The organism is Bradyrhizobium cajani, from assembly GCF_009759665.1.
Taxonomy (GTDB): Bacteria; Pseudomonadota; Alphaproteobacteria; order Rhizobiales; family Xanthobacteraceae; genus Bradyrhizobium; species Bradyrhizobium cajani.
The window spans coordinates 1-21639 of record NZ_WQNE01000033.1; the positions used below are offsets into that span (position 1 = coordinate 1).

Genomic DNA, 21639 nt, shown 5'->3' on the forward strand with positions numbered 1-21639 from the left:
GGGTGTAGATCAGCACCATGATGACCGACACCACGCTGCCGAACACGAAGGTCGGGTATTTGCCGAACGCGTCGCTGGCACGGCCGACCAGCGGTCCCGTGACGATGCTGAACAGGCCGGAGACGAGGTAGATCGTCGGCAGATGCGTGATGTCGATGCCGAGATTGTGCACGGTGAAGGCGCTGGAGAACGGCATCAGCATGTACCCGCCGGTCGCCAGCAGCGTCGTGACCGCGAAGGCCAGCGTGTAGCGTGGCTCTCCGACCGTCGCGATCAGATGGTGGAACGGGTTTCTGTCCTGCTTCAGTTTCAGATGCGCGTCGACCGGCTCCATCGCAAAGGCGATGATTGCGATCGCTGCGATCGACAGGACGACGATCGCGACGAAGCAGACATGCCAGTTCCAGTGATTGGCGAGAAACAGCCCCGCGGGAATGCCGAGCACCTGGCTCGCGGCGAACGCCGTCTGGATGAAGCCCATCACGCGGCCGCGCAGATGCAGCGGGAACAGGTCGGTGGTGATGGCCAGCACGATCGAGCCGATCACGCCGCCGAACAATCCGGTCACGATCCGGCCGAGCAGCAGCACATGGTAGTCCTGCGCCGCGGCGCAGAGCATGGTTCCGAGCGTGAAGCCGACATAGAAGAACAGCAGCAGGCGCTTGCGATCGAAGCGATCGGCAAAGCCGGCGGCGAGGATTCCCGATAGTCCCGCGCTGAACGCGTAGGCCGACACCGCGACGCCGAATTGCCCGGCCGTGATGTTGAGCGAGGGCATCAGGATGGCGCCGAGCGGCGACATGATGATGAAGTCGAGAATGATCGTGAACTGCGTGAACGCGAGCAGCGCGATGAGGAGCGCCTGGTAGCGCGAGAAGCCGCGTTGGCGTTCCTGTTGATCGTCGATCGGCGCAGCCAACGTCTGTTCGGTCATGGCACCTGATTCATGGTGAGCGGGCAAGGGAGCGCGAAACTGGCAAATGGGGTGGGCCGGGACGATTTGCACGTGGCCCATGGCGTCAGTTTCGCCGGAATTGCGAAGCTCGCGCCGGGTTGTGGGATCCATGCAACAGCGGCCGGCGCGTCGCTGACCGGCAGCATCCGACCAAGCGTCATCGCTGCCACGGCCGGCGCTTGCGCGGCCTGCCGCCAGTGGCTACATCGCAAGGCAATCCGATTAACCTGTTACGCCGACGCAACCGATTCGATTGAGGTTTTGAAACGCCATGACCGTACGCCTGCACCGCGGTGACCTGCCCGACCTGTCCCGCTACACCGGAGCGGTGGCGATCGACACCGAGACCATGGGGCTGAACCCGCACCGCGACCGGCTCTGCGTGGTGCAGCTCTCGCCCGGCGACGGCAGCGCCGACGTGGTGCAGATCCCCAAGGGCCACACCGATGCGCCGAACCTGAAGGCCCTGCTGGTCAATCCCGCCATCACCAAGATCTTCCACTTCGCGCGGTTCGACGTTGCGGTGCTGTACCAGACCTTCGGCGTCATGACCGGGCCGATCTACTGCACCAAGATCGCCTCCCGCCTGACGCGCACCTATACCGATCGCCACGGCCTCAAGGACCTCGTGCGCGAGGTGCTCAACATCGACCTTTCCAAGCAGCAGCAGTCGAGCGACTGGGGGTCGGACAGCCTGTCCGAGCCGCAGCTCGCCTATGCCGCCTCCGACGTGCTGCATCTGCACGGCTTGCGCGAGCGGCTCGATGCCATGCTGGTGCGGGAAGGCCGCACCCAGCTGGCTCAGGCCTGCTTCGACTTCCTGCCGACCCGCGCTTTGCTCGACCTCCAGGGCTGGGGCGAGGAGGACATTTTCGCGCATTCCTGAAGTGCCCGGAGGACGTTAGGCTCGGGCATGATCCGGAAAAGTGTGAAGCGGTTTTCCGAAAAGATCATGCTCAAACAATAACCTAAAGCGCGATGGCGCTTTAGCGCTGCCGCCCCGTTTCGGACACTTTCCTGCGGCCTGTCGCGGGCTGCATATTGTGGCGCCGCCGGGTACAATGGTGCGTCCCAAAACCGGACAGGGCGCGCGACGCCCTCGGGAGCTCAGGTGAATTCGGCCCAGAATCCAACCTACGACGCCGCGCTTGCGGCGAAGTTTGCCAGCGCGGCGCGCCACAGCCGCCTGGTGCGGATTCTGCGCATCGCGGTACCGGTGACGGTGGTGGTGTCGATGGCCTCGGTCGTCGCCATTTCGACGTTCCTCAATCCGTTCCAGATCCCCGTGAAGCTCGACTCCGGAAACCTCGTGGTGACGGGCACCAAGATCACGATGGAGACGCCGCATCTGTCCGGCTTCACGCCGGACCAGCGGCCCTACGAGCTCTGGGCCAAGACCGCGACACAGGACATCACCGACCCCGACCATGTCGATCTCAATGACCTGCGCGCGAAGGTGCTGATGGAAGACAAGTCCACCCTGCTGCTCGATGCCCGCACCGGCCGCTTCGACAACAAGCAGCAGCAACTCGATTTGCACAAGGACATCTTCCTGCGCACCTCGACCGGCTACGAGGCGCGACTGAACTCGGCCTTCGTCGACATGGGCAAGGGCACGGTCTCGTCGGATGAGCATGTCGACGTCAAGCTGAACAACGGCACGCTGACCGCGGATCGCTTACGAATCACGGAAGGCGGCGACGTCATCCGCTTCGAGGGCAATGTCGTGATGCATCTGGACAAGCTGGACGATCCCGCCGCGGCGCAGCCTGCGCCTCCGGCCGAGCCTGCGCCGCCGGCAAAGACGCGAACGCCTCAGAACAAGTCCGCCAATTCAAGATGATTTTCATGCTCAGTTTTCTTTCGCGCAACGAAGGCCAGCGCAGCGCCATCCTCAATGCGGCCGCGCTGGCCGTCGGCGTTGCGCTGATTGCAACGGGTGCTGCCGCACAGAGCACGATGCAGGGCGTGCCCAACGCAATGCAGGGCTTCTCGCAGAACCGCGATCAGCCGATCCAGATCGAGGCCGCCGCGCTCGAGATGCGCGACAAGAAGAAGGAAGCGACCTTCTCCGGCAATGTGAAGGTCATCCAGGGCGACACCACCATGACCTCGAAGACGCTGGTGGTGTTTTACGAATCCGGCGGCGGCGACAAGCCGGCCGCGCCGCAACCGGCAGCGCCCGCAGCGAAGGGCGCCAAGGGCGCGCCGATGCAGTCGGCAACGCCCGGCCCTGGCGGCAGCTCCTCGATCAAGCGGCTGGAGGCGCGCGGCAATGTCGTCGTCACCCAGAAGGACCAGGTGGTGACAGGCGAGACCGCCGTGTTCGACACCAAGACCAACCTCATCACTATGTTCGGCGGCGGCGCGGGCCAGGTGGTCATGACGCAGTGCAAGAATGTGATGCGCGGCGACCGGCTGACGGTGGACATGACGACCGGCGTGTCGCGCGTGGAGTCCGACAGCGGCCGGGTTCAGGTCCTGCTGCCGCAGGGCGCCGGCAGTGATTGCGCGCCGGGCAACCAGGGGACCAAGCCCGCCCCGGCCCCGCCTCTGCAATTGCCCGGTGCAGGTAAACAAAAGTAAATTCCAAAAACAAGTTCAACAGCTTGGCCCGGATGCACCCGATCCGAGGTTGAAGCTTGCGCGGCGAGACTGTATCTAGCGCGAAGGGCTTTTAAAGCGGGGCCGCCGCTTTTCGGGCGTGTTTCACTGGGCATGAGACATCCCTTCACCCATGCTGCGTCGGCGAATCGATAGCGCCAGCGCGGCAGATCGCGCGAGTACCGCGAAAAGCTAGAAGGCGGGGATGGTCGATCTTTTCAGCATGTTCCGTCGGCGCCCCGCCAAACGCGGCCGGCCAGGATTTGCGCGTGACATCACCGCGCTCGGTGACAGCGTCGGCGGTCTCGTGCCCAGCCCGGTGCGCGACGCCCGCGACCAGCCGATGCATGCGCCCGATCAGTTTCAAGGCGACTATCAGGCCGAGCCGCCGCGTGCCCAGGCGGTTCACCCGGTCAGGGCTGCCAGCCGGCCGAACGGAGCCGGTGGCCCGCAGCTGCTGAAGCGGCCGGGCTTCCTGGCTGTGCATAGCGTGGAAAAGGCCTTCGGCAGCCGTCAGGTCGTGCGCGGCGTCAGCATCTATGTGCGCCGCGGCGAAGCGGTCGGCCTGCTCGGCCCGAACGGCGCCGGCAAGACCACCGTGTTCTACATGATCACCGGCCTGATCAAGGCCGACCGGGGCGCGATCGAGCTCGACGGCCACGACGTCACCAAGCTCCCGATGTACCAGCGCGCGCGGCTCGGCATCGGCTATCTGCCGCAGGAAGCCTCGATCTTCCGCGGCCTCACGGTCGAGCAGAACATCCGCGCCGTGCTCGAAGTGGTCGAGCCCTCGCGCAAGAAGCGCGAGCAGCAGCTCGACTCGCTGCTCGACGAGTTCAACATCACGCGCCTGCGCAAATCGCCGTCGATCGCGCTATCCGGCGGCGAGCGGCGCCGCGTCGAGATCGCGCGGGCGCTGGCAACGCGGCCGAACTACATGCTGCTCGACGAGCCCTTCGCCGGCATCGATCCGATCGCGGTCGGCGACATCCAGGATCTGGTCCGCCATCTCACCAATCGCGGCATCGGCGTGCTCATCACCGACCACAATGTCCGCGAGACGCTCGGCCTCACCGATCGCGCCTATATCGTCTATGCCGGTGAAATCCTGACCGAGGGGACCCCGGATGAAATCGTCGCCGATCCGGACGTTCGCCGGCTTTACCTTGGCGAGGAATTCCGCCTCTAGCCCTTTTTTCCCATTCGTCAAGGCGTATACATCGGGCTCGGACTAGGATAAGCAAAAATCGGACCAATTTTTTGGGAACGGTTCTTGCTTCATGGCGCTCACGCAGAGATTAGAGTTCCGGCAATCGCAGTCGCTGGTCATGACGCCGCAGTTGATGCAGGCGATCAAGCTGCTGCAATTGTCCAATCTCGATCTCACGACGTTCGTGGAAGAGGAACTCGAGCGCAATCCGCTGCTGGAACGGGCCAGCGACGAGGCTCCGGGCGAAGCCCCGGCCGAGGCCGGCCAGTTCGGCGACGGCGACGAGGCTGGCGGCAGTGACGAGCCCGGTGGCGGCGCCGGCGAGGCCTTCGAGCCCGGCCAGGAAGAATGGATGAGCAAGGATCTTGGCACCCGCGCCGAGATCGAGCAGACCCTGGACACGGGCCTGGACAACGTCTTCTCCGAGGAGCCGGCCGAGGCGGCCGCGCGCAACGCCCAGGATGCCGCGCCGACCACCTACACCGAATGGGGCGGCGGCGCCTCGGGTGAGGAAGACTACAATCTGGAAGCTTTTGTCGCGGCGGAGACCACGCTGTCGGACCATCTGGCCGAGCAGCTCTCGGTCGCCTTCACCGCACCCGCGCAGCGCATGATCGGTCAGTACCTGATCGACCTCGTCGACGAGGCCGGCTATCTGCCGCCCGATCTCGGCCAGGCCGCCGAGCGGCTCGGTGCGTCGCAACAGGAGGTCGAAGGCGTCCTTGCCGTGCTGCAAAAATTCGATCCGCCCGGCGTCTGCGCGCGCAATCTGAGCGAATGCCTGGCGATCCAGCTCCGCGAGCTCGACCGCTACGACCCGGCGATGCAGGCCCTGGTCGAGCATCTCGATCTCCTCGCCAAACGCGACATCGCCGCCTTGCGCAAGCTCTGCGGCGTCGACGACGAGGACATTGCCGACATGATCGGCGAGATCCGCCGCCTCAATCCCAAGCCCGGCATGAAGTTCGGCTCGGCCCGTTTGCAGACCATGGTGCCGGACGTCTATGTCCGCCCGGGTCCTGACGGCGGCTGGCATGTCGAGCTCAACAGCGACACCTTGCCGCGTGTGCTGGTGAACCAGACCTACTATTCCGAGCTGTCGAAGAAGATCGGCAAGGACGGCGACAAGTCCTATTTCACCGATGCGCTCCAGAACGCGACCTGGCTGGTGCGCGCGCTCGACCAGCGCGCCCGCACCATCCTGAAAGTTGCAACCGAGATCGTGCGCCAGCAGGACGGCTTCTTCACTCATGGCGTGGCGCACTTGAGGCCGCTGAATCTGAAGGCGGTCGCCGACGCCATCCAGATGCATGAATCCACGGTGTCGCGCGTCACCGCCAACAAATACATGGCGACAAATCGCGGCACATTCGAATTGAAATATTTCTTCACGGCGTCGATCGCCTCGGCCGACGGCGGCGAGGCGCATTCGGCCGAAGCCGTTCGCCACCACATCAAGCAGCTGATCGATTCGGAGGCGCCCTCCGCGATCCTGTCGGATGACACCATCGTGGAACGCTTGCGCGCCTCGGGCATTGATATTGCCCGCCGCACGGTCGCGAAGTACCGCGAAGCCATGCGCATTCCCTCCTCGGTGCAACGTCGCCGCGACAAGCAGAGCGCTCTTGGTAACGTCCTCTCCACCGCACTGTCAGATCGCTCCCGCAACACCGAGCCGGCCTGATTGCGCTGGCGCCAAATCGCGCTACTCTCAATCCCCCATCGCGACCGATCCCAAGCTGGGCAAGCAAACCAAGCGAGGCATCACATGACTCTCCGGATTTCGGGAAAGAGCATCAGCGTCGGCGAGGCCCTGCGCGGCCGCGTTGCCGACCGCACCGACGAGGTGCTGCGCAAGTATTTCGACGGCAATTATTCCGGCCACATCACGCTGAGCAAGGACGGCTTCGGCTTCCGCACCGATTGCGCCCTGCATCTGGATACGGGGATCACGCTGGAGGCCGATTCGAATGCGCCGGATGCCTATGCCAGCGCCGACCAGGCGCTGCTGATGATCGAGACGCGGCTGCGCCGCTACAAGAACCGGCTCAAGGACCGTTCCGCCCGCAAGGCCCATGCCGCCTCGCAGGCGTTGGCCGCGCTCGATGCCACGGCTTACGTGCTGGAGGCGCCGGAGGGCGAAGACGAGGTCACCGGCTACAGCCCCGTGATCATCGCGGAGGCCACCACCTCGCTGAAGCCGCTGTCGGTCAGCGAGGCCGTCATGGAACTCGACCTCAGCGGGGCACCCTGCCTGGTATTCCAGCACGGCTCCAGCGGCCGGGTGAACATCATTTATCGCCGGGCCGACGGCAATGTCGGCTGGATCGACCCGCCCGGCGGAAAGCCGGACGGCAAGTCGGGCGGTTAGGCCGGAATCCGGGGCCCGTAGCATCCGCAGCCCTTAACAATGTCCGGGGCAAAGCCCTACGCGGGAGTTGGCACCGGGATTGCGTTGGAGTAGAAGCGCCCCACATCAGGACCGGGGCTAAGTCCCCCTCCTGCTTCATGTTATTGACGCCGGCTCAGCTTGGTCCTCCAAGATGGCCAAATCGGAACCTGACGGTTTAATTCACCTCGGAAAGCTTCCATGCCGATTACCGATCTGGTCGCACCCGAGGCGATTCTCCCGGCATTGAAAGTCAACAGCAAGAAGCAGGCCTTGCAGGAGCTCGCGGCCAAGGCCGCCGAGCTGACCGGGCAGAACGAACGCTCCGTGTTCGAGGTGCTGTTGCAACGGGAGAAGCTCGGCACCACCGCGGTCGGCTACGGCGTTGCGATTCCGCACGGCAAGCTGCCCAAGCTCGAAAAGATCTTTGGCCTGTTCGCGCGGCTCGATCGCCCGATCGATTTCGAGGCGATGGACGGCCAGCCGGTCGATCTCGTCTTCCTGCTGCTGGCGCCCGAAGGTGCCGGCGCCGATCATCTCAAGGCGCTCGCCCGCATCGCCCGCCTGCTCCGCGACCAGGACATCGCCAAGAAGCTGCGCGCCTCGCGCGACGCCCAGGCGATCTACTCGGTGCTCGCCCTGCCGCCGGCGACGGCGGCCTGATCTTCATTGCAAGCGTAGCTCTCTCAACACCGTCATTGCGAGGAGCCCTCGCGACGAAGCAATCCAGAGTCCCTCCGCGGAGCGATTCTGGATTGCTTCGCTGCGCTCGCAATGACGATGCGGAGACACTTCATCTCCTCATCTCCCCCAAAATGAAACGGGCACGTCTTCGCGCGAAGGCATGCCCGTTTGAAAATACTGCGTGCGGAAAACGCGCGCGCATTGGCGGCGCTGCGAAAGGAACGCTGCGGCACTGTGACGCTAAGCTCAGTGCGCCGTCTTCAAGCTCGACGCGCCATACAGCGGCGCCTTGAGTTCAGTTTTGAAACTGCATTTCTGAAAGTGTCTGACTGTTGCTGGCTGAATACAGCGCGAGTCGGCCGAGCGATGTACTCTGTCAAAAATTTCTATTGCTGATTGTTTGGGGGAATGACGATGAAACGACTGCTTCTGGCGACGTCGGCACTGATTGTCGCAGGCTCCGCTCAGGCCGCGGATTTGGGGGCGCGTCCCTACACGAAAGCGCCGGTCGTGGCGGCCATACCTTTCAGCTGGAGCGGCTGTTACATCGGCGGCCATGTCGGCGGGGGTGCGAGCAGGACGGGCTTCACGGATCCGGGCGTTTCGACGCCGACCTTCGGCGGTCCGGTGATGACGACCGGCCTGGTGCCGGGCGACCGGATCGGCGTGAACGGAGACGTCGGCATCGTCGGCGGCGCACAAGTGGGCTGCGACTACCAGTTCTCGAGCAATTGGGTCATCGGCATCGCCGGTGATTTCACCGCAACCGATATCCATGGCGTTGCGAACGACCCGTTCTTCGGCGGCAAAGCCGGAAATCCGGCAACGCTCTCGAGCCGAACGGATTGGGTCGCCAGTGTCACGGGACGTGTGGGCTACACCTGGGATCGATTCCTCGTCTACGGCAAGGGCGGCGTCGGCTTCGCGCATGACCGCTATAGCCTGAACAACTTCACGGCGATTGGCGGCTTCGCCTGTCCCGGCGTCGGATTCCTCGTTTTTGAGCCCTGTAATTCAAGCGCCAGCACCGATCGTATCGGCTGGGTGGCAGGTGCCGGTATCGAATGGGCCTTCGCTCCCAACTGGTCGGCCTTGATCGAGTACAATCACTACGGCTTCGACAGCAAGCGCGTGGGATTCACCAATCAATCTGTCGGTACCACCGCGTTGCTCGACATCCGTCAGGACATCGACATCGTGAAGGTGGGCATCAACTACCGGTTCGGCGGATCGCCGGTCGTCGCGAAGTACTGATTGATTTTGCATAGGGAGCGGCGGCCGGGCTCAGCCCCGCGCCGCTTCCATGCGATTGGCGATCCGCTGCCCGATCGGGCTCTTCAGCCAGGCCTGAAAACCCGGCCGGTCCCACGTCATCCGGCGCAGGACCAGCAGCGATCCGTCGGTGTGCGACCGCACCGGCTTTTCGGGATCAGGCTCGAGCGTCCATCCGAGCTTCGACAGATATTGAATGGTCGTCTGGTTTCGTTCCAGCACGAAAGCGCGGATGCGGCCGAGCTTGAGATCGTCGAACACGAACTTGAGCAGCGGGATGAAGGTGTTCACCGTTGCGCCCGCATTGCGGTGTTCCTTTTCACCGATCACGGCGCTGACGAGCGCCTCGCTCGCCGCCGCGTTGATGTCGAGGCGGATGAAGCCGACATGCGCGCGGCTGCCGCGCTCGAAGATCCCGAGCAGGAGTCGTTCGCGCTGATCGAAGGACTTGATGTAGTCGGCGATCTCCGCCTTGGTCATCGCGCGCGGCGACGTGTTGAGGACGTGCACCGTCCAGGGGTCGGACAACCAGTCCGCCCAGCGCTGCGAGGCATCGTCACGCTTGATGGTGCGCAGGAAATAGCGTCCGGCCGGAAACCACAATTGCTGCTTGGCGAGACGTTCCACTTTCGGCGGCATGCCGCATCTAAGCAGCTTCGAGTTCAGCGATCAATTTGGATGGACAAGCGAGCCCCAGCTCGGTGTGCTCAGAAACGCAAACCGGGCACGCCTTCGCGTGAAGGCGTGCCCGTTGAAACTCTGTTCGTGGACGCCGCTTGTGCGCTTCAGCAGACCGTCGGCAGCAGACGCCGGACTTCGTCGAGCAGTTCGGGAATCGCCGCCTTGTCACCCGCGAGGTGCTTGAGCAGCGCACTCTGGAATAGACCGTCGAACAGTGCATAAAGCGCAGCCGGCGACGACGCCGGCCGCTTGCCGCCGAACTCGGCGTAGCGGGAGGCGATGCGCCAGATCATCGCTTCCAAGCTCTTGTCGATCTCGAGCACATCCTTGCGAAACGCCGCCTCGAACATCGCCTGCGAGCGCAAGTCGTACCAGAGACGGTGCATACGGGCTTCGTTCTGCAGCGTTGCTGCGAGCCTGGCGAGGAAACCCTCCGTCAATTCGTCGCGGCTCGTTGCTGTCACGACGACATCGTCATACCGCGTCACGCACTTCGCCTTGTAGTGGCGGACGCAGCAGCAGATCAGGTCGAGCTTGTCGCTGAAATAATAGTGGAACACGCCGTGCGTGAATGCCGAGTTTTGCGCGATCTCGCGCAGGCTGGTGCGTGCGAAGCCGAGCTCGCCCAGCGTTTCGAGCGCGGCCTCGGCAAGCTCGATGCGCCGCGCGTTGAACTTCTCGTCCCGCACGACCTCCGCCACGGCCTCGCGCTTCGCCGCTCCTGTCGCTTGCCGCGCCATTGTCGCGCCGTCTCCCGTCTCTTCGTCACGACGATCACATCGTTCGCCATCGTCTACAGACCACCCTCTTTGACAACTGTCAAATTTTTACCTTGACAACTGTCAAGCTCCGGGAGGAGTGTGCGCGCCAAGAATTTGGACAGTCGTCAAGACGCCAGCAAAGGGAGGAAATGCACCCACCGGCGCCATGCCGCCGGAACGGACTCGCATGCCGTTGCGCCACTGCGCCGGCACCGTGCTGCCGATCGCAGCATGCACCGATCATCAGCAAAGAGATCAGCAAAGGGAGGACGTGCAATGAGTGAGAAGAGTCTTGATGGCCGCAAAGCCCTGATCACCGGCGGAGCTCGCGGGATAGGAGCCGCTATCGCAGACGCACTGGCGCGCTCCGGCGCGGCGGTCATGATCGGCGACATCCTCGATGACCTCGGCAAGGACAGCGCCGGCCAGATCGCCAAGCTCGGTGTGAAGACCGGCTTCGTGCATCTCGACGTCACCGACGATGCGCAGTGGGAGAAAGCGGCCGCTGCGACGATCGCGACGCTCGGCGGCTACGACATCCTCATCAACAACGCCGGCATCGAGATCACCTCGCTGATTTCAGAGGTCAAGGCCGAGGACGCGCGGCGGATGTGCGACGTCAACATCGTCGGCACGGTGCTCGGCATGAAGCACGCGTTCCGCGCGATGCGCCCGGGCGGGCCGGCGGGCAAGGGCGGCGCCGTCGTCAACATCGCTTCGGTCGCTGCGACGATCGCCTTCCCGAGCATCGCGGTCTATTCGGGCACCAAATCCGCGGTCGATCGTATGACGCGCATCGGCGCGATGGAAGCCGGCAAGCTCGGCTTCGGCGTACGCGTGAACTGCATCTATCCGGGCCTGATCCCGACCGACATGGGCATGCAGCTCGCTAATGACATCGTCAAGGTCGGGCTCGCGACCGACGTCAACGCGGCGGTCGGCTCCGTCGTCGAGCAGACCCCGCTCGGCCGTCTCGCCGAGGTCACCGACATCGGCAATGCCGCGGTGTTCCTTTGCTCGGACCAGGCGCGCTTCATCACCGGCGTCGGCCTGCCGGTCGATGGCGGCATGGGCATGTAGCAACAACGCCGACAACAAGCATTTCGGAGGAGCGCAATGAGCGAGAAGAAGCCCGTCATCGTCTATGGCGCGTCCGGCTACACCGGCCGGCTGGTCTGCGAATACTTACGCGAGTACAACATCCCCTTCATCGCCGCCGGCCGCAGCGCCGAGAAGCTCAACGCAGCGATGAAGTCGAATGTAGCCGGCATCGAGACCGCCGACTACGAGGTGGTGACGGTGCCGCACACCGTGGCCGCGCTGACTGAATTGTTCAAGGGCGCCTCGGTGGTGCTCAACACCGTGGGCCCCTTCGCCAAGTTCGGCACGGACGTGGTGCAGGCTTGCCTTGCTGCCAAGTGCCATTACACCGACACCACCGGCGAACAGGATTGGCTGATCACGCTCGATCAGGAGTTTGGCGCGAAGTTCGCCAATGCCGGCCTGCTGCTGGCGCCGGGTATCGCGCAGATGTACACGACCGGCGAGATCGCAGCCCAGCTGTGCCTGGAGACACCAGGCCTCGATACGCTCGATATCGCCGTGTTCTGGGGCGGCAGCCCGACCATCGCCTCGACGCAGACCATCCTGGTCAACGCCGCGATGGCCAAGGCCTACTATCTGGAGCAAAACAAGTACGTCGAGCATCAGCCCGATGCCGGCCTCTACAACCTCGCCATCCCCGGCCAGCACGAGCTGGCGCTGGCGCTGCCCTGGGGCGGCACCTCGCACCCGGTGTGGTTCAAGCGCGATCCGCGCGTGGCCAACGTGAAGGTGCTTGGCGGCGTGTTCAACCGCGCGCTGATGCTGGGCGTGCCGCAGATCGTCGCCGGCGCGCTGGAGGCGACCAAGAACATGAACCCCGACGACCGCTACGCCGCGTTGGCGCAGACCGCCGCCGGCGTGATGAACACCATGCCGCCGCGGGAGAACCCGCGCGTCAACAAGTCGCTGGATTCGGTGCATGCCTCCGGCCCGTTGGGGCGCGCGCACTGCATCATCTATGGCAACAGCAACTACAAGCAGACCGGCTTGCTGCAGGCCTATGCCGCGGCGCACCTGCTGCAGCAGCCGCCGAAACGAGTAGGCTTCGCCTCGGGCTGCCAGGCGTTCGGCCATCACGAACTGCTCGGGCAATTGCGCAGTTTCGGACTCGTCAGCAAGCCGATTCTGACCGTGAACGATTAAGTCAATCGCGGGTGACGCGGTCCTCCGCGTCACCCGCTGCCGCTTCGGGTGTTGATCATGCGCTTCATCGATTACCTGGACAAAGGCGCCTCGCTCGGCGCTGATGCGCCGTGCCTGACCATGGACGGGCACGATCTCAGCTATCGCGAGGTGCAGTTGCTGAGCTACCGCGTCGCGCGCGGGCTCGCGCGATCGGGTATTGCCGCCGGCGAAAAGGTCGCAATTCTCTCCGGCAACGATCCGGTCGCCTTCGCCTGTGTGTTCGGCATCTCGCGCGCCGGCGCGGTCTGGTGCCCGATCAATCCGCGCAATGAAGCGGCCGAGAACAAGTTCATCCTCGACGGGTTCGATTGCAGCCTGCTGCTGTTCCATTCGAGCTTTGCGCCGATGGTCGAGGCGGTGCGGCCCGAGCTGCCGAAGTTGCGCGCACTCGTTTGCCTCGACGCCGAACTGCCTTTCGCGCCATCGTTCGACAACTGGCTCGCCGGTCTCGACGACGACCCTTATCAGCGCGAGACGATCGACGATCTCGCGATGATCCCGGGCACCGGCGGCACCACCGGCAAGCCCAAGGGGGTGATGCTGTCGGGCCGCAACATCGAGACCATGACTGCGCTGACCTTGATGGGCTATCCGTTCAGGGGGCGCCCGGTCTATCTCGCGCTGGCACCGCTGACGCATGCCGCCGGCGTGCTGTGTTTCCCGATCATGACGCTTGGCGGCCGCATCGTGATCATGCACCACCCCGACATCGGCGAGTTCCTCGATCTGATCGCGCGCTACCAGGTCACGCACACTTTCCTGCCGCCGACCGTGATCTACATGCTGCTCGATCATCCCAAGCTTGATCGCGACAAGCTCGGCTCGTTGCAATGTTTCTGGTACGGCGCCGCGCCGATCTCGGCATCGCGGCTCGCGGAGGCGCTCCAGCGGATCGGGCCGATGGCGCAGTTGTTCGGTCAGACCGAAGCGCCGATGATGATCTCGATGATGGCACCTGGCGAGCATTACAACGCCGACGGCACCATCGCGATGGAGCGTCTCGCCTCGGCCGGCCGGATCAGCCCGCTGGTGCAGGCCGGCATCATGGATGACGATGGGCATCTATTGCCATCGGGCGCACGCGGCGAGATCGTTGTGCGCGGCTCGCTGGTAATGGATGGCTACTACAAGAATCCGCAAGCCACCGCCGAAGCATCGGCACATGGCTGGCACCACACCGGCGACATCGGCTACATCGACGATGAGGGCTACCTCTATATCGTCGATCGCGCCAAGGACATGATCATCACCGGCGGGTTCAACGTCTATTCGATCGAGGTCGAGAATGCGCTGCGGGCGCACGAGGCGGTGCAGGATTGCGCCGTGATCGGGCTGGCGGACGAGAAATGGGGGGAGCGGATCGTCGCCGTGGTCCAGCCCCGCGCCGGCCAGCAAATCGATTCAGCGGCGCTCGCCGCCTTCGTCAAGGCGCAGATCGGCAGCGTCAAGACGCCGAAGCAGATCGAGGTCTGGGACGATCTGCCGCGCTCCAAAGTGGGCAAGGTGCTGAAGCCGGACATTCGCGCGCGGCTGTCAGATCGCTCAGGCGACTAGCAAAGAAAAGCGCGGGCCGCCGTGAGGCATGCCCGCGCTTTGAATCCGTGGATGTTTTGCTTCAGACCGGCGTCAGTGCACGCTGACGGCTTGCAGCTCGTTGCTCCAGGCGTTGGCGATCGCGGCTTCGCGGCTGTCGGTCAGCATGATCGGCGTGCCGTCGGCGGCGTGGAGCGCGAAGAGCTTGAGGCCCGGCGCGATTTTCGGCGCCTCCGGAAACAGCCCCGGCACGTCCTCGGAGCGGATCTGCTTCACATAGGCGATATGGCCTTCGCCGAGGGTTGCCAGCGTCTCCGGAGAGACGTTCTTGGCTTCGTATTCGAACGCAACGTGACCTTCACTCATGGTCTCGACTCCTCTGGAACACTAAGCGGTCGAGTCCGCTACTCGTTCCATTATTCGTGCTCATTGATAGCGATTGTCTTAACGATCCTCTCCGGTTCAGGCCGGGCAAGATCGATCGACAACAACCCGTTCTTCAGATCCGCACCCAGCACCAGCATCCCCTCCGCCAGCACGAAGGTGCGCTGGAAGTGGCGCGCGGCGATGCCGCGATGGATGTATTGCCGGGTCTTGTCGTCCTGCTGCCGCCCGCGGATCACGAGCTGGTTTTCCTCAATGGTTACATCGAGTTGATCGCGGGTGAATCCGGCGACCGCCAGCGTGATGCGCAAGCGCTCGGGCTGGCCGTCCGACCGTTCGCACCTCTCGATGTTGTAGGGAGGGTAACCGTCGGCGCCTTTGACGACGCGATCGAGCACGCGCTCAATCTCGTCAAAGCCCAGCAGAAAAGGACTGGAGAGCGTGGGAACACGAGACATAGTTTACAAAGTCCTCTCGAAGCGACTTTGGTGTTTCGGGGCCCGGAAGTGGCACCCCTTGGTCAGCAATATGGTCATAAGCCCGTGTCGGTTCAAGCAGGTAGCCCGGGACCTGTGGATGGGGCATGTCCGCCCGAAAGCAAGGTTCGCCATCGTGCGGATGCCTGGCATTTGGCAGGCGATTTATCTCAACGAAAACAAGCCCCCTCTACTGTGCATGGGGTTGTTTTCGCGGTTTTCATCGACAGCCGCTGGAACCGCTCAGGCCTCGATCCGCTTGCGGCCATCGCCGCTGAACAGATGCAGCTTCGCCCGCACCGCCGCGACGCGGATGGTCTGGCCGATGCCTGGGGCCTCGGTTCCGGGGATGCGGACGATGACCTCGCCGGGCGGCAGCTCGCCGGGCGTGGCGGCGACGCGCTGCTCCTCCTGCTGACGCGAGCCGTAGACGAAGGTCTCGGCGCCGACACGCTCGATCGCCTCGACAATCAGCGAAAGGGCGACGCCGCCCGCGGGGGTCTGGTCGGTGATGACGAAATCCTCCGGACGGATGCCGAGGATGCCGGCCTCGCCGGCGCTGCCGAGCTGCGACTTGATCTCGTCGGGGCGCGTCGACATAAGATTCATCGGCGGCGCGCCGATGAAGGAGGCGACGAAGGTCGTCGCCGGCTTCTCGTAGATCGCAAGCGGGTTGCCGACCTGCTCGACCTGGCCGCCATTCATCACGACGAGAATATCGGCGAGCGTCATCGCCTCGAGCTGGTCGTGGGTGACGTAGATCGACGTCGTGTTGAGCCGGCGCTGCAATTTGCGGATCTCGACCCGCATCGCGATGCGCAGCTTGGCATCGAGGTTCGACAGCGGCTCGTCGAACAGGAACACCTTCGGCTGCCGCACGATGGCACGGCCCATGGCGACGCGCTGGCGTTGGCCGCCGGAGAGCTGGCGCGGCTTGCGCTCCAGCATCGGCGCGAGCTCGAGGACGCGCGCGGCTTCCTCGACGCGGGTCTTGATCTCTGCTTCAGCCATGCCGCGGTTGCGCAGGCCGTAGGCCATGTTGTTGTAGACGCTCATATGCGGATAGAGCGCGTAGTTCTGGAACACCATCGCGATGTCGCGATCGGCGGGCTCGACCTGGTTGACGACGCGGCCGCCGATGTCGATCTCGCCGCCGGTGACGGTCTCCAGCCCCGCGACCATGCGCAGCAAGGTCGACTTGCCGCAGCCGCTGGGTCCGACCAGCACGCAGAACTGTCCGTCGCCGACATCGACGTCGACGCCCTTGATGGCCTCGAAGCCGCCGGGATAGGTCTTGCGGACGCTGCGCAGGGTGACGTTAGCCATTGCTCGCTCCGCTCGCGCGAGTGGCGAATAGTGAGTGGCGAGTAGTGGAGCTGTGTGGAATGCAACAGCCACTCGATCGTCGGCGTACCATTCGCCATTCGCTATTCGCCATTCGCCTTCTCATTTTTCCGTCTCGACCAGGCCGCGCACGAACAGTTTCTGCATGGCGATGACGACGAACACCGGCGGCAGCATGGCGAGCATGGCGGTTGCCATCACGATCGGCCATTCGGTCAGTGCGTCGGTGGTGGTGATCATCTTGCGGATGCCGATCTGGATGGTCTGCATGTCGTCGCGCGTGGTGATGAGCAGCGGCCAGAGATATTGATTCCAGCCGAGGATGAACAGGATCACGAACAGCGCCGCCATGTTGGTGCGCGACAGCGGCAGCAGCGTATCCCAAAAGAAGCGGAAGGGACCGGCGCCGTCGATGCGCGAGGCTTCCAGCAGCTCGTCCGGCACCGTCATGAAGAACTGGCGGAACAGCAGCGTCGCGGTGGCCGACGCGATCAGCGGCAGCGACAGGCCGGCATAGCTGTCGAGCATGTGCAGGTCGGCGACGATCTTGTAGGTCGGATAGATGCGCACCTCGACCGGCAGCATCAATGTGATGAAGATAATCCAGAAGATCGGCATCCGGAACGGAAAGCGGAAATACACGATCGCATAGGCCGAGATGATCGAGATCGCGATTTTGCCGAGCGCGATCAATAGCGCCATGATCAGCGAATTGAGCATCATGTTGCCGACTGGTTCGCGGGTCGAGCCGCTCGTGCCGACGAAGATCGTCTGATAGTAGGTCTGGAAGAAATGCCCGCCCGGCAGCAGCGACATCTGCCCATTGGCGATGACGGCGTTGTCCTGGGTTGAGGCGACGAAGGCGAGATAGACCGGGAAGGCGACGATCGCGATTCCGATCCATAGGATGATGTGGGCGACGTAGCGCCGGAAGCCCTCCTCCTCGACCATCAGTAGGTCACCTTGCGTTCGACGAAGCGGAACTGGATTCCGGTCAGCACGATGACCATGATCATCAGGATCACCGATTGCGCCGCGGAGCTGCCGAGATTCCCGCCGAGCAGGCCGTCGGTATAGACCTTGTAGACCAGCGTCTCCGTCGACTTGCCGGGGCCGCCGCGGGTCATGGTGTCGATGATGCCGAAGGTGTCGAAGAAGGCGTAGACGATGTTGACGACCAGAAGGAAGAAGATGGTCGGCGACAGCAGCGGGAAGGTCACGGTCCAGAACCGCCGCATCGGGCGGGCGCCGTCGATCGCCGCGGCCTCGAGCACGCTTCGGGGGATACTCTGGAGGCCGGCGAGGAAGAACAGGAAATTATAGGAGATCTGCTTCCAGGCGGCAGCGAGGATGATCAAGCTGGCGGCCTGGTTGCCGTCGAGCAGCGGATTCCAGTCGATGCCCATGTTGCGCAGATAGCGCGAGAGCACGCCGAGCGAGGGGTGCAGCATGAAGATCCAGAGCACGCCGACCACGGGCGGCGCCACCGCATAGGGCCAGATCAGCAGCGTGCGATAGAGCGTCGAGCCGCGCAGCGGCTTGTCCGCCATCACGGCCAGCAGCAGCGCAAACGACAGCGAAGACACCGCGATGGCGAAGGAGAAGAAGAAGGTCCGGACGATCGCCTCGAAATAGGCGCGCTCCTTGAACAGGTCGAGATAGTTCTCGAACCAGACGAAGCTGGTCGAGAGGCCGAAGGCGTCCTGGAGCAGGAAGGACTGGATCACCGCCTGCAAGGCCGGCCAGTAGAAGAAAATCAGCACGATCGCGAGTTGCGGGGCAACCAGCGCGTAGGGCAATAGCTTCGACTGGAAAATGGCTTGCTTTTGCATGATGTCCGCAGAAGCGGCAGGCCGGGCTACCGGCCTGCCGCCGATCGCCTCACTTGACGGCGGTCTTTTCGAACTGGCGCAGCATGGTGTTGCCGCGCTCGACGGCGGCATCGAGCGCCTGCTTGGCGGTCTTCTTGCCGGCCAGCGCCTGCTCGATCTCTTCCGACCAGACGTCACGGAGCTGCACCATGTTGCCGAGGCGCAGGCCGCGGGAATTCTCGGTCGGCTCCTTGTTGGTCAGCTCGAGCAGCGGGGTCTCGAGATAGGGCTGATCCTTGTAGAAGCCCTCGGCTTTGGCCTTCTCATAGGCCGCCTTGGTGATCGGCAGATAGCCCGAAGCCTTGTGGATGTAGACCTGACGGTCGGTGTCCGAGAGGAAGGTCAGGAACTTCGCGACGCCCTTGTACTCGTCGGCCGACTTGCCGCCCATGACCCAGAGCGAGGCGCCGCCGATGATCGAGTTCTGCGGTGCGCCCTTGGCGTCCGGATAATAGGGCATCGGCACGGCGGTGAAGGCGAACTTGGCCTGCGCCTTGACGTTGCCGAAGAACGCCGACGAGGTCAGGTAGATCGGGCACTCGCCGGAGGTGAAGCGGCCTTCGCCGGTGTTGGTGCGGCCGGCATAGTCGTAGGTCTTGTCCTTCTGGAGCTCGACCAGGTTCTCGAGATGCTTGACCTGGAGCGGCCCGTTGAACTCGAGCACGGTGTCGAAGCCGTCGAGGCCGTTGGCCTTGCTGGCGAGCGGCACGTTGTGCCAGGCGGAGAGCTGCTCGAGATTGACCCAGGTGACCCAGGAGCCGGAGAAGCCGCAGGTGGCGTGGCCGGCGGCCTTCAGCTTCTTGGCCGCGTCGAACACCTCAGGCCAGGTCTTCGGAATCTCGACGTTCGCCTTCTTGAGCTCGTCGAGATTGACCCACATCACGGTCGACGACGAGTTGAAGGGGAAGGACAGCATCTCGCCCTTCGAGGTCGAGTAGTAGCCGGTGATCGCGGGCAGGTAGGCCTTCGGATCGAACTTCTCGCCGGTCTCGCCCATCAGCTTGTAGACCGGCTTCACGGCGCCGGTCGCGGCCATCATGGTCGCGGTGCCGACTTCGAACACCTGCATGATGTGCGGAGCGTTGCCGGCGCGGAATGCGGCGATGCCGGCGTTCATCGTATCGGCATAGTTGCCCTTGTAGGTCGGGATCACCTTGTAGTCGGTCTGCGACGCGTTGAAGTCGGTCGCCAGCTTGACGATGACGTCGTTGTTGGCGCCGGTCATCGCGTGCCACCACTGGATTTCGGTCACGGCCAGGGCCGGCGAGGCGCCGAGACCAACGGTGAGTGCGACAGCGGCAGCCGCGCCAAAGTGTCGAAGAGCCATCAAGAAAACCTCCCTTGCCCGTCACTAAAGAAGCGCTTGCGCTAGCAGCGCCATATGACGTTCACATGACTGTGTAAGCGGCCGAAACGAAAGCGGCAAGCGCTCGAAAAGGGAAGCCATCAAATAGGCGAAGACGCCGCGGGCAGCGGTATCGGTTCGCAGTGCATATGCGTGCGTCGCGCCGCAGTGCGGCATTGCTTGGATCAGTATTGAGTGCCGTCGGCCGGATTGGCGTTACGTAGAACCAATGCAGCTCCGGGCTCCCTTAACCTCTCCCGCTTGCGGGAGAGGTCGGCGCGCAGCGCCGGGTGAGGGCTCTATCCTCTGGGGGATTGTCCCGTTGCGGAGGCACCCTCTCCCCGACCCTCCCCCGCAAGCGGGCAGGGCTATCGCGTATGCTGCCAATTTCTTTGTGGCCATCCTTCGAGACGCCCGCCGTTGGCGGGCCCTCAGGATGAGGACCGAGTGCGTGGCAGCAGTTTCGACGAGCGCACATGCCGCTTAGCCTCATCCTGAGGAGACCGCGAAGCGGTCGTCTCGAAGGACGAGGCGCGCGCTCAAGTCACGCAAAATGCCATAGCCGATAGCCCTGCGCATGCGGGGGAGGGAGCGCACTGTCGTTGCGGTGCGCTCTTTCTCCTATCGCAACCCTAGCGCTTGCGCTCGGGGCCGCAGACGGTGCCCTTCTCGACCATTGCCTCGATCTCCGCCTGGGAGTAGCCGAACTCGCCCAGCACCTCCGCCGAGTGCTGGCTGAACTTCGGCGGCAGGCGGCGCAAGCTCGGCTTGCTGCGGTCGAGCCGGATCGGCGAGGCCACGCCCTTGTACCAGTCCTTCTCGATGACATCGCCGCGCGCGATCGTGTGCGGGTTGGTCAGCGCCTGATCGATCTTCTGCACGGGGCCGGCGGGCAGGCCGGCCGCGAGCAGGCGATTGCACAGCGGCTCGGCCTCGTGCTGGCTGAACACGGCGGCAAGCTCGGCGCGCAGCGCCTCGCGGTTGGCGATGCGGTCCTTGTTGCGGGCAAAGCGCGGATCGGTGCCGAGCTCGGGCTTGCCGATCTCCTTGGCGAGCTTGCGGAACGTGCCGTCATTGCCGACGCCGATGAAGATGTTGTCGGTCTTGGTCGGAAAGATCGCGTAAGGCACGAGGTTGGGATGCTCGTTGCCGGTGAGGCCAGGGGGCTTGCCATGCATGAAATAATTCGCGGTGTGCGGATGCATGATGGCAAGGCCGGTCTCGTACAGCGTCGTCTCCAGGAACTGGCCCTTGCCGGAGCGCTGCCGCTCCGACAGCGCCATCAGGATGCCGATCGCGGCGTAAAGGCCGGTGGTGATGTCGACCAGCGGCACGCCGATCCGCATCGGCCCGCTCTCGGGCGAGCCGGTCGCCGCGATCATGCCGGTCATGGCCTGGATGATGGCGTCATAGCCGGGATTGCCGCCGCGCGGGCCGTCGGCGCCGAAGCCGCAGATCCGGCAGTGCACGAGGCGCGGGAATTTGTCGCGCAGCACCTCGTTGCCGATGCCCCATTTCTCCAGCGTGCCCGGCTTGAAATTCTCGATCAGGACGTCGGCCGTCTCCAGCATCTTGAGCAGCACGATCCGGCCGCCCTCGGAGGCGAGGTCGAGGCCGATCGAGCGCTTGTTGCGGTTGATGCCGATGAAATACGCCGCGTCCTCATCGTGGAAGGGAGGGCCCCAGTCGCGCACCTCGTCGCCGGCAGGCGGCTCGACCTTGATCACGTCGGCGCCGTGGTCGGCGAGAATCTGGGTGCAGTAAGGGCCGCCGAGCACGCGCGTGAGATCGATGACGCGCAGTCCGCTCATTGCGCCCAATGCTGCTTCGGTCATGCCTTC

At 64.0% G+C, this 21639-nt stretch carries 21 protein-coding genes; 11 read left to right on the plus strand and 10 right to left on the minus strand.

The window, feature by feature from the left end:
* On the minus strand, nt 1–934 hold a 934-nt coding region (locus GPL20_RS30295; protein ID WP_157334633.1), incomplete at its 3' end, for an MFS transporter.
* A gap of 292 nt (nt 935–1226) precedes the next feature.
* Here GPL20_RS30295 and GPL20_RS30300 point away from each other — a divergent pair.
* The 8 genes from GPL20_RS30300 (at nt 1227) to GPL20_RS30335 (ending at nt 9096) form a co-directional block, all read left to right on the plus strand.
* Nucleotides 1227–1841 carry a ribonuclease D gene (locus GPL20_RS30300; RefSeq protein ID WP_157334635.1) on the plus strand — a complete coding sequence of 205 codons (615 nt, stop codon included), beginning with the start codon at nt 1227–1229 and terminating at the stop codon, nt 1839–1841.
* A 225-nt stretch (nt 1842–2066) separates the two neighbouring features.
* A complete protein-coding gene (lptC, locus tag GPL20_RS30305) occupies nt 2067–2798 on the plus strand; it encodes an LPS export ABC transporter periplasmic protein LptC (protein ID WP_254125907.1) in 732 nt (243 codons plus the stop codon).
* 5 nt (nt 2799–2803) lie between these two features.
* Nucleotides 2804–3541 carry an LptA/OstA family protein gene (locus tag GPL20_RS30310; RefSeq protein WP_246251089.1) on the plus strand — a complete coding sequence of 246 codons (738 nt, stop codon included), beginning with the start codon at nt 2804–2806 and terminating at the stop codon, nt 3539–3541.
* A gap of 223 nt (nt 3542–3764) precedes the next feature.
* A complete protein-coding gene (lptB, locus tag GPL20_RS30315) occupies nt 3765–4748 on the plus strand; it encodes an LPS export ABC transporter ATP-binding protein (protein ID WP_157334639.1) in 984 nt (327 codons plus the stop codon).
* 91 nt (nt 4749–4839) lie between these two features.
* The gene (gene rpoN, locus GPL20_RS30320) at nt 4840–6453 is read left to right on the plus strand and encodes an RNA polymerase factor sigma-54 (RefSeq protein WP_157334641.1); all 1614 of its coding nucleotides are present in this window, start codon (nt 4840–4842) and stop codon (nt 6451–6453) included.
* A gap of 84 nt (nt 6454–6537) precedes the next feature.
* Nucleotides 6538–7140, plus strand: a complete 603-nt coding sequence (gene hpf / locus GPL20_RS30325; protein ID WP_157334643.1) for a ribosome hibernation-promoting factor, HPF/YfiA family — start codon at nt 6538–6540, stop codon at nt 7138–7140.
* 219 nt (nt 7141–7359) lie between these two features.
* Nucleotides 7360–7821: a PTS IIA-like nitrogen regulatory protein PtsN gene (gene ptsN, locus GPL20_RS30330; protein WP_008141251.1), complete on the plus strand. Its 462-nt coding sequence runs from the start codon at nt 7360–7362 to the stop codon at nt 7819–7821.
* A gap of 435 nt (nt 7822–8256) precedes the next feature.
* A complete protein-coding gene (locus GPL20_RS30335; RefSeq protein WP_157334645.1) occupies nt 8257–9096 on the plus strand; it encodes an outer membrane protein in 840 nt (279 codons plus the stop codon).
* Between the two features lie 30 nt (nt 9097–9126).
* Here GPL20_RS30335 and GPL20_RS30340 read toward each other — a convergent pair whose 3' ends face one another.
* Together GPL20_RS30340 and GPL20_RS30345 are read right to left on the minus strand one after the other, a co-directional pair.
* Nucleotides 9127–9753: a GNAT family N-acetyltransferase gene (locus tag GPL20_RS30340; RefSeq protein WP_157334647.1), complete on the minus strand. Its 627-nt coding sequence runs from the start codon at nt 9751–9753 to the stop codon at nt 9127–9129.
* Nucleotides 9754–9899: 146 nt separating this feature from the next.
* A complete protein-coding gene (locus tag GPL20_RS30345) occupies nt 9900–10535 on the minus strand; it encodes a TetR/AcrR family transcriptional regulator (RefSeq protein WP_157334648.1) in 636 nt (211 codons plus the stop codon).
* A 297-nt stretch (nt 10536–10832) separates the two neighbouring features.
* Between GPL20_RS30345 and GPL20_RS30350 the strand changes: the two genes are divergently transcribed.
* The 3 genes from GPL20_RS30350 to GPL20_RS30360 are packed head-to-tail and all read left to right on the plus strand — an operon-like array spanning nt 10833 to nt 14399.
* Nucleotides 10833–11636 carry an SDR family NAD(P)-dependent oxidoreductase gene (locus GPL20_RS30350; protein WP_157334650.1) on the plus strand — a complete coding sequence of 268 codons (804 nt, stop codon included), beginning with the start codon at nt 10833–10835 and terminating at the stop codon, nt 11634–11636.
* 36 nt (nt 11637–11672) lie between these two features.
* Nucleotides 11673–12803 (plus strand): DUF5938 domain-containing protein, encoded by a 1131-nt coding sequence (locus GPL20_RS30355; protein ID WP_157334653.1) that lies wholly within the window; start codon nt 11673–11675, stop codon nt 12801–12803.
* A 57-nt stretch (nt 12804–12860) separates the two neighbouring features.
* Nucleotides 12861–14399: an AMP-binding protein gene (locus GPL20_RS30360; protein WP_157334655.1), complete on the plus strand. Its 1539-nt coding sequence runs from the start codon at nt 12861–12863 to the stop codon at nt 14397–14399.
* A gap of 72 nt (nt 14400–14471) precedes the next feature.
* Here the strand turns inward: GPL20_RS30360 and GPL20_RS30365 are convergent, their stop codons facing one another.
* The 7 genes from GPL20_RS30365 to GPL20_RS30395 all read right to left on the minus strand — a co-directional run bounded on the left by GPL20_RS30365 (nt 14472) and on the right by GPL20_RS30395 (nt 21633).
* Nucleotides 14472–14744 (minus strand): BQ00720 family protein, encoded by a 273-nt coding sequence (locus tag GPL20_RS30365; RefSeq protein ID WP_007598581.1) that lies wholly within the window; start codon nt 14742–14744, stop codon nt 14472–14474.
* A gap of 50 nt (nt 14745–14794) precedes the next feature.
* Nucleotides 14795–15220 (minus strand): Hsp20 family protein, encoded by a 426-nt coding sequence (locus GPL20_RS30370; RefSeq protein WP_157334657.1) that lies wholly within the window; start codon nt 15218–15220, stop codon nt 14795–14797.
* Nucleotides 15221–15481: 261 nt separating this feature from the next.
* Entirely contained in the window at nt 15482–16564 is a 1083-nt protein-coding gene (locus tag GPL20_RS30375) for a sn-glycerol-3-phosphate import ATP-binding protein UgpC (RefSeq protein WP_157334659.1), read from the minus strand.
* Nucleotides 16565–16684: 120 nt separating this feature from the next.
* Nucleotides 16685–17533, minus strand: coding sequence for a sn-glycerol-3-phosphate ABC transporter permease UgpE (gene ugpE / locus GPL20_RS30380; protein WP_157334661.1), 849 nt, complete (start codon nt 17531–17533; stop codon nt 16685–16687).
* A complete protein-coding gene (ugpA, locus tag GPL20_RS30385; RefSeq protein ID WP_157334663.1) occupies nt 17533–18414 on the minus strand; it encodes a sn-glycerol-3-phosphate ABC transporter permease UgpA in 882 nt (293 codons plus the stop codon). The genes ugpE and ugpA overlap by 1 nt, the downstream gene beginning before the upstream one ends.
* A 49-nt stretch (nt 18415–18463) precedes the next feature.
* Complete coding sequence (gene ugpB / locus GPL20_RS30390; RefSeq protein WP_157334665.1) at nt 18464–19780, minus strand: sn-glycerol-3-phosphate ABC transporter substrate-binding protein UgpB; 1317 nt, start codon at nt 19778–19780, stop codon at nt 18464–18466.
* A gap of 650 nt (nt 19781–20430) precedes the next feature.
* Nucleotides 20431–21633 carry a CaiB/BaiF CoA transferase family protein gene (locus GPL20_RS30395; protein ID WP_157334667.1) on the minus strand — a complete coding sequence of 401 codons (1203 nt, stop codon included), beginning with the start codon at nt 21631–21633 and terminating at the stop codon, nt 20431–20433.
* Nucleotides 21634–21639: the final 6 nt, after the last annotated feature.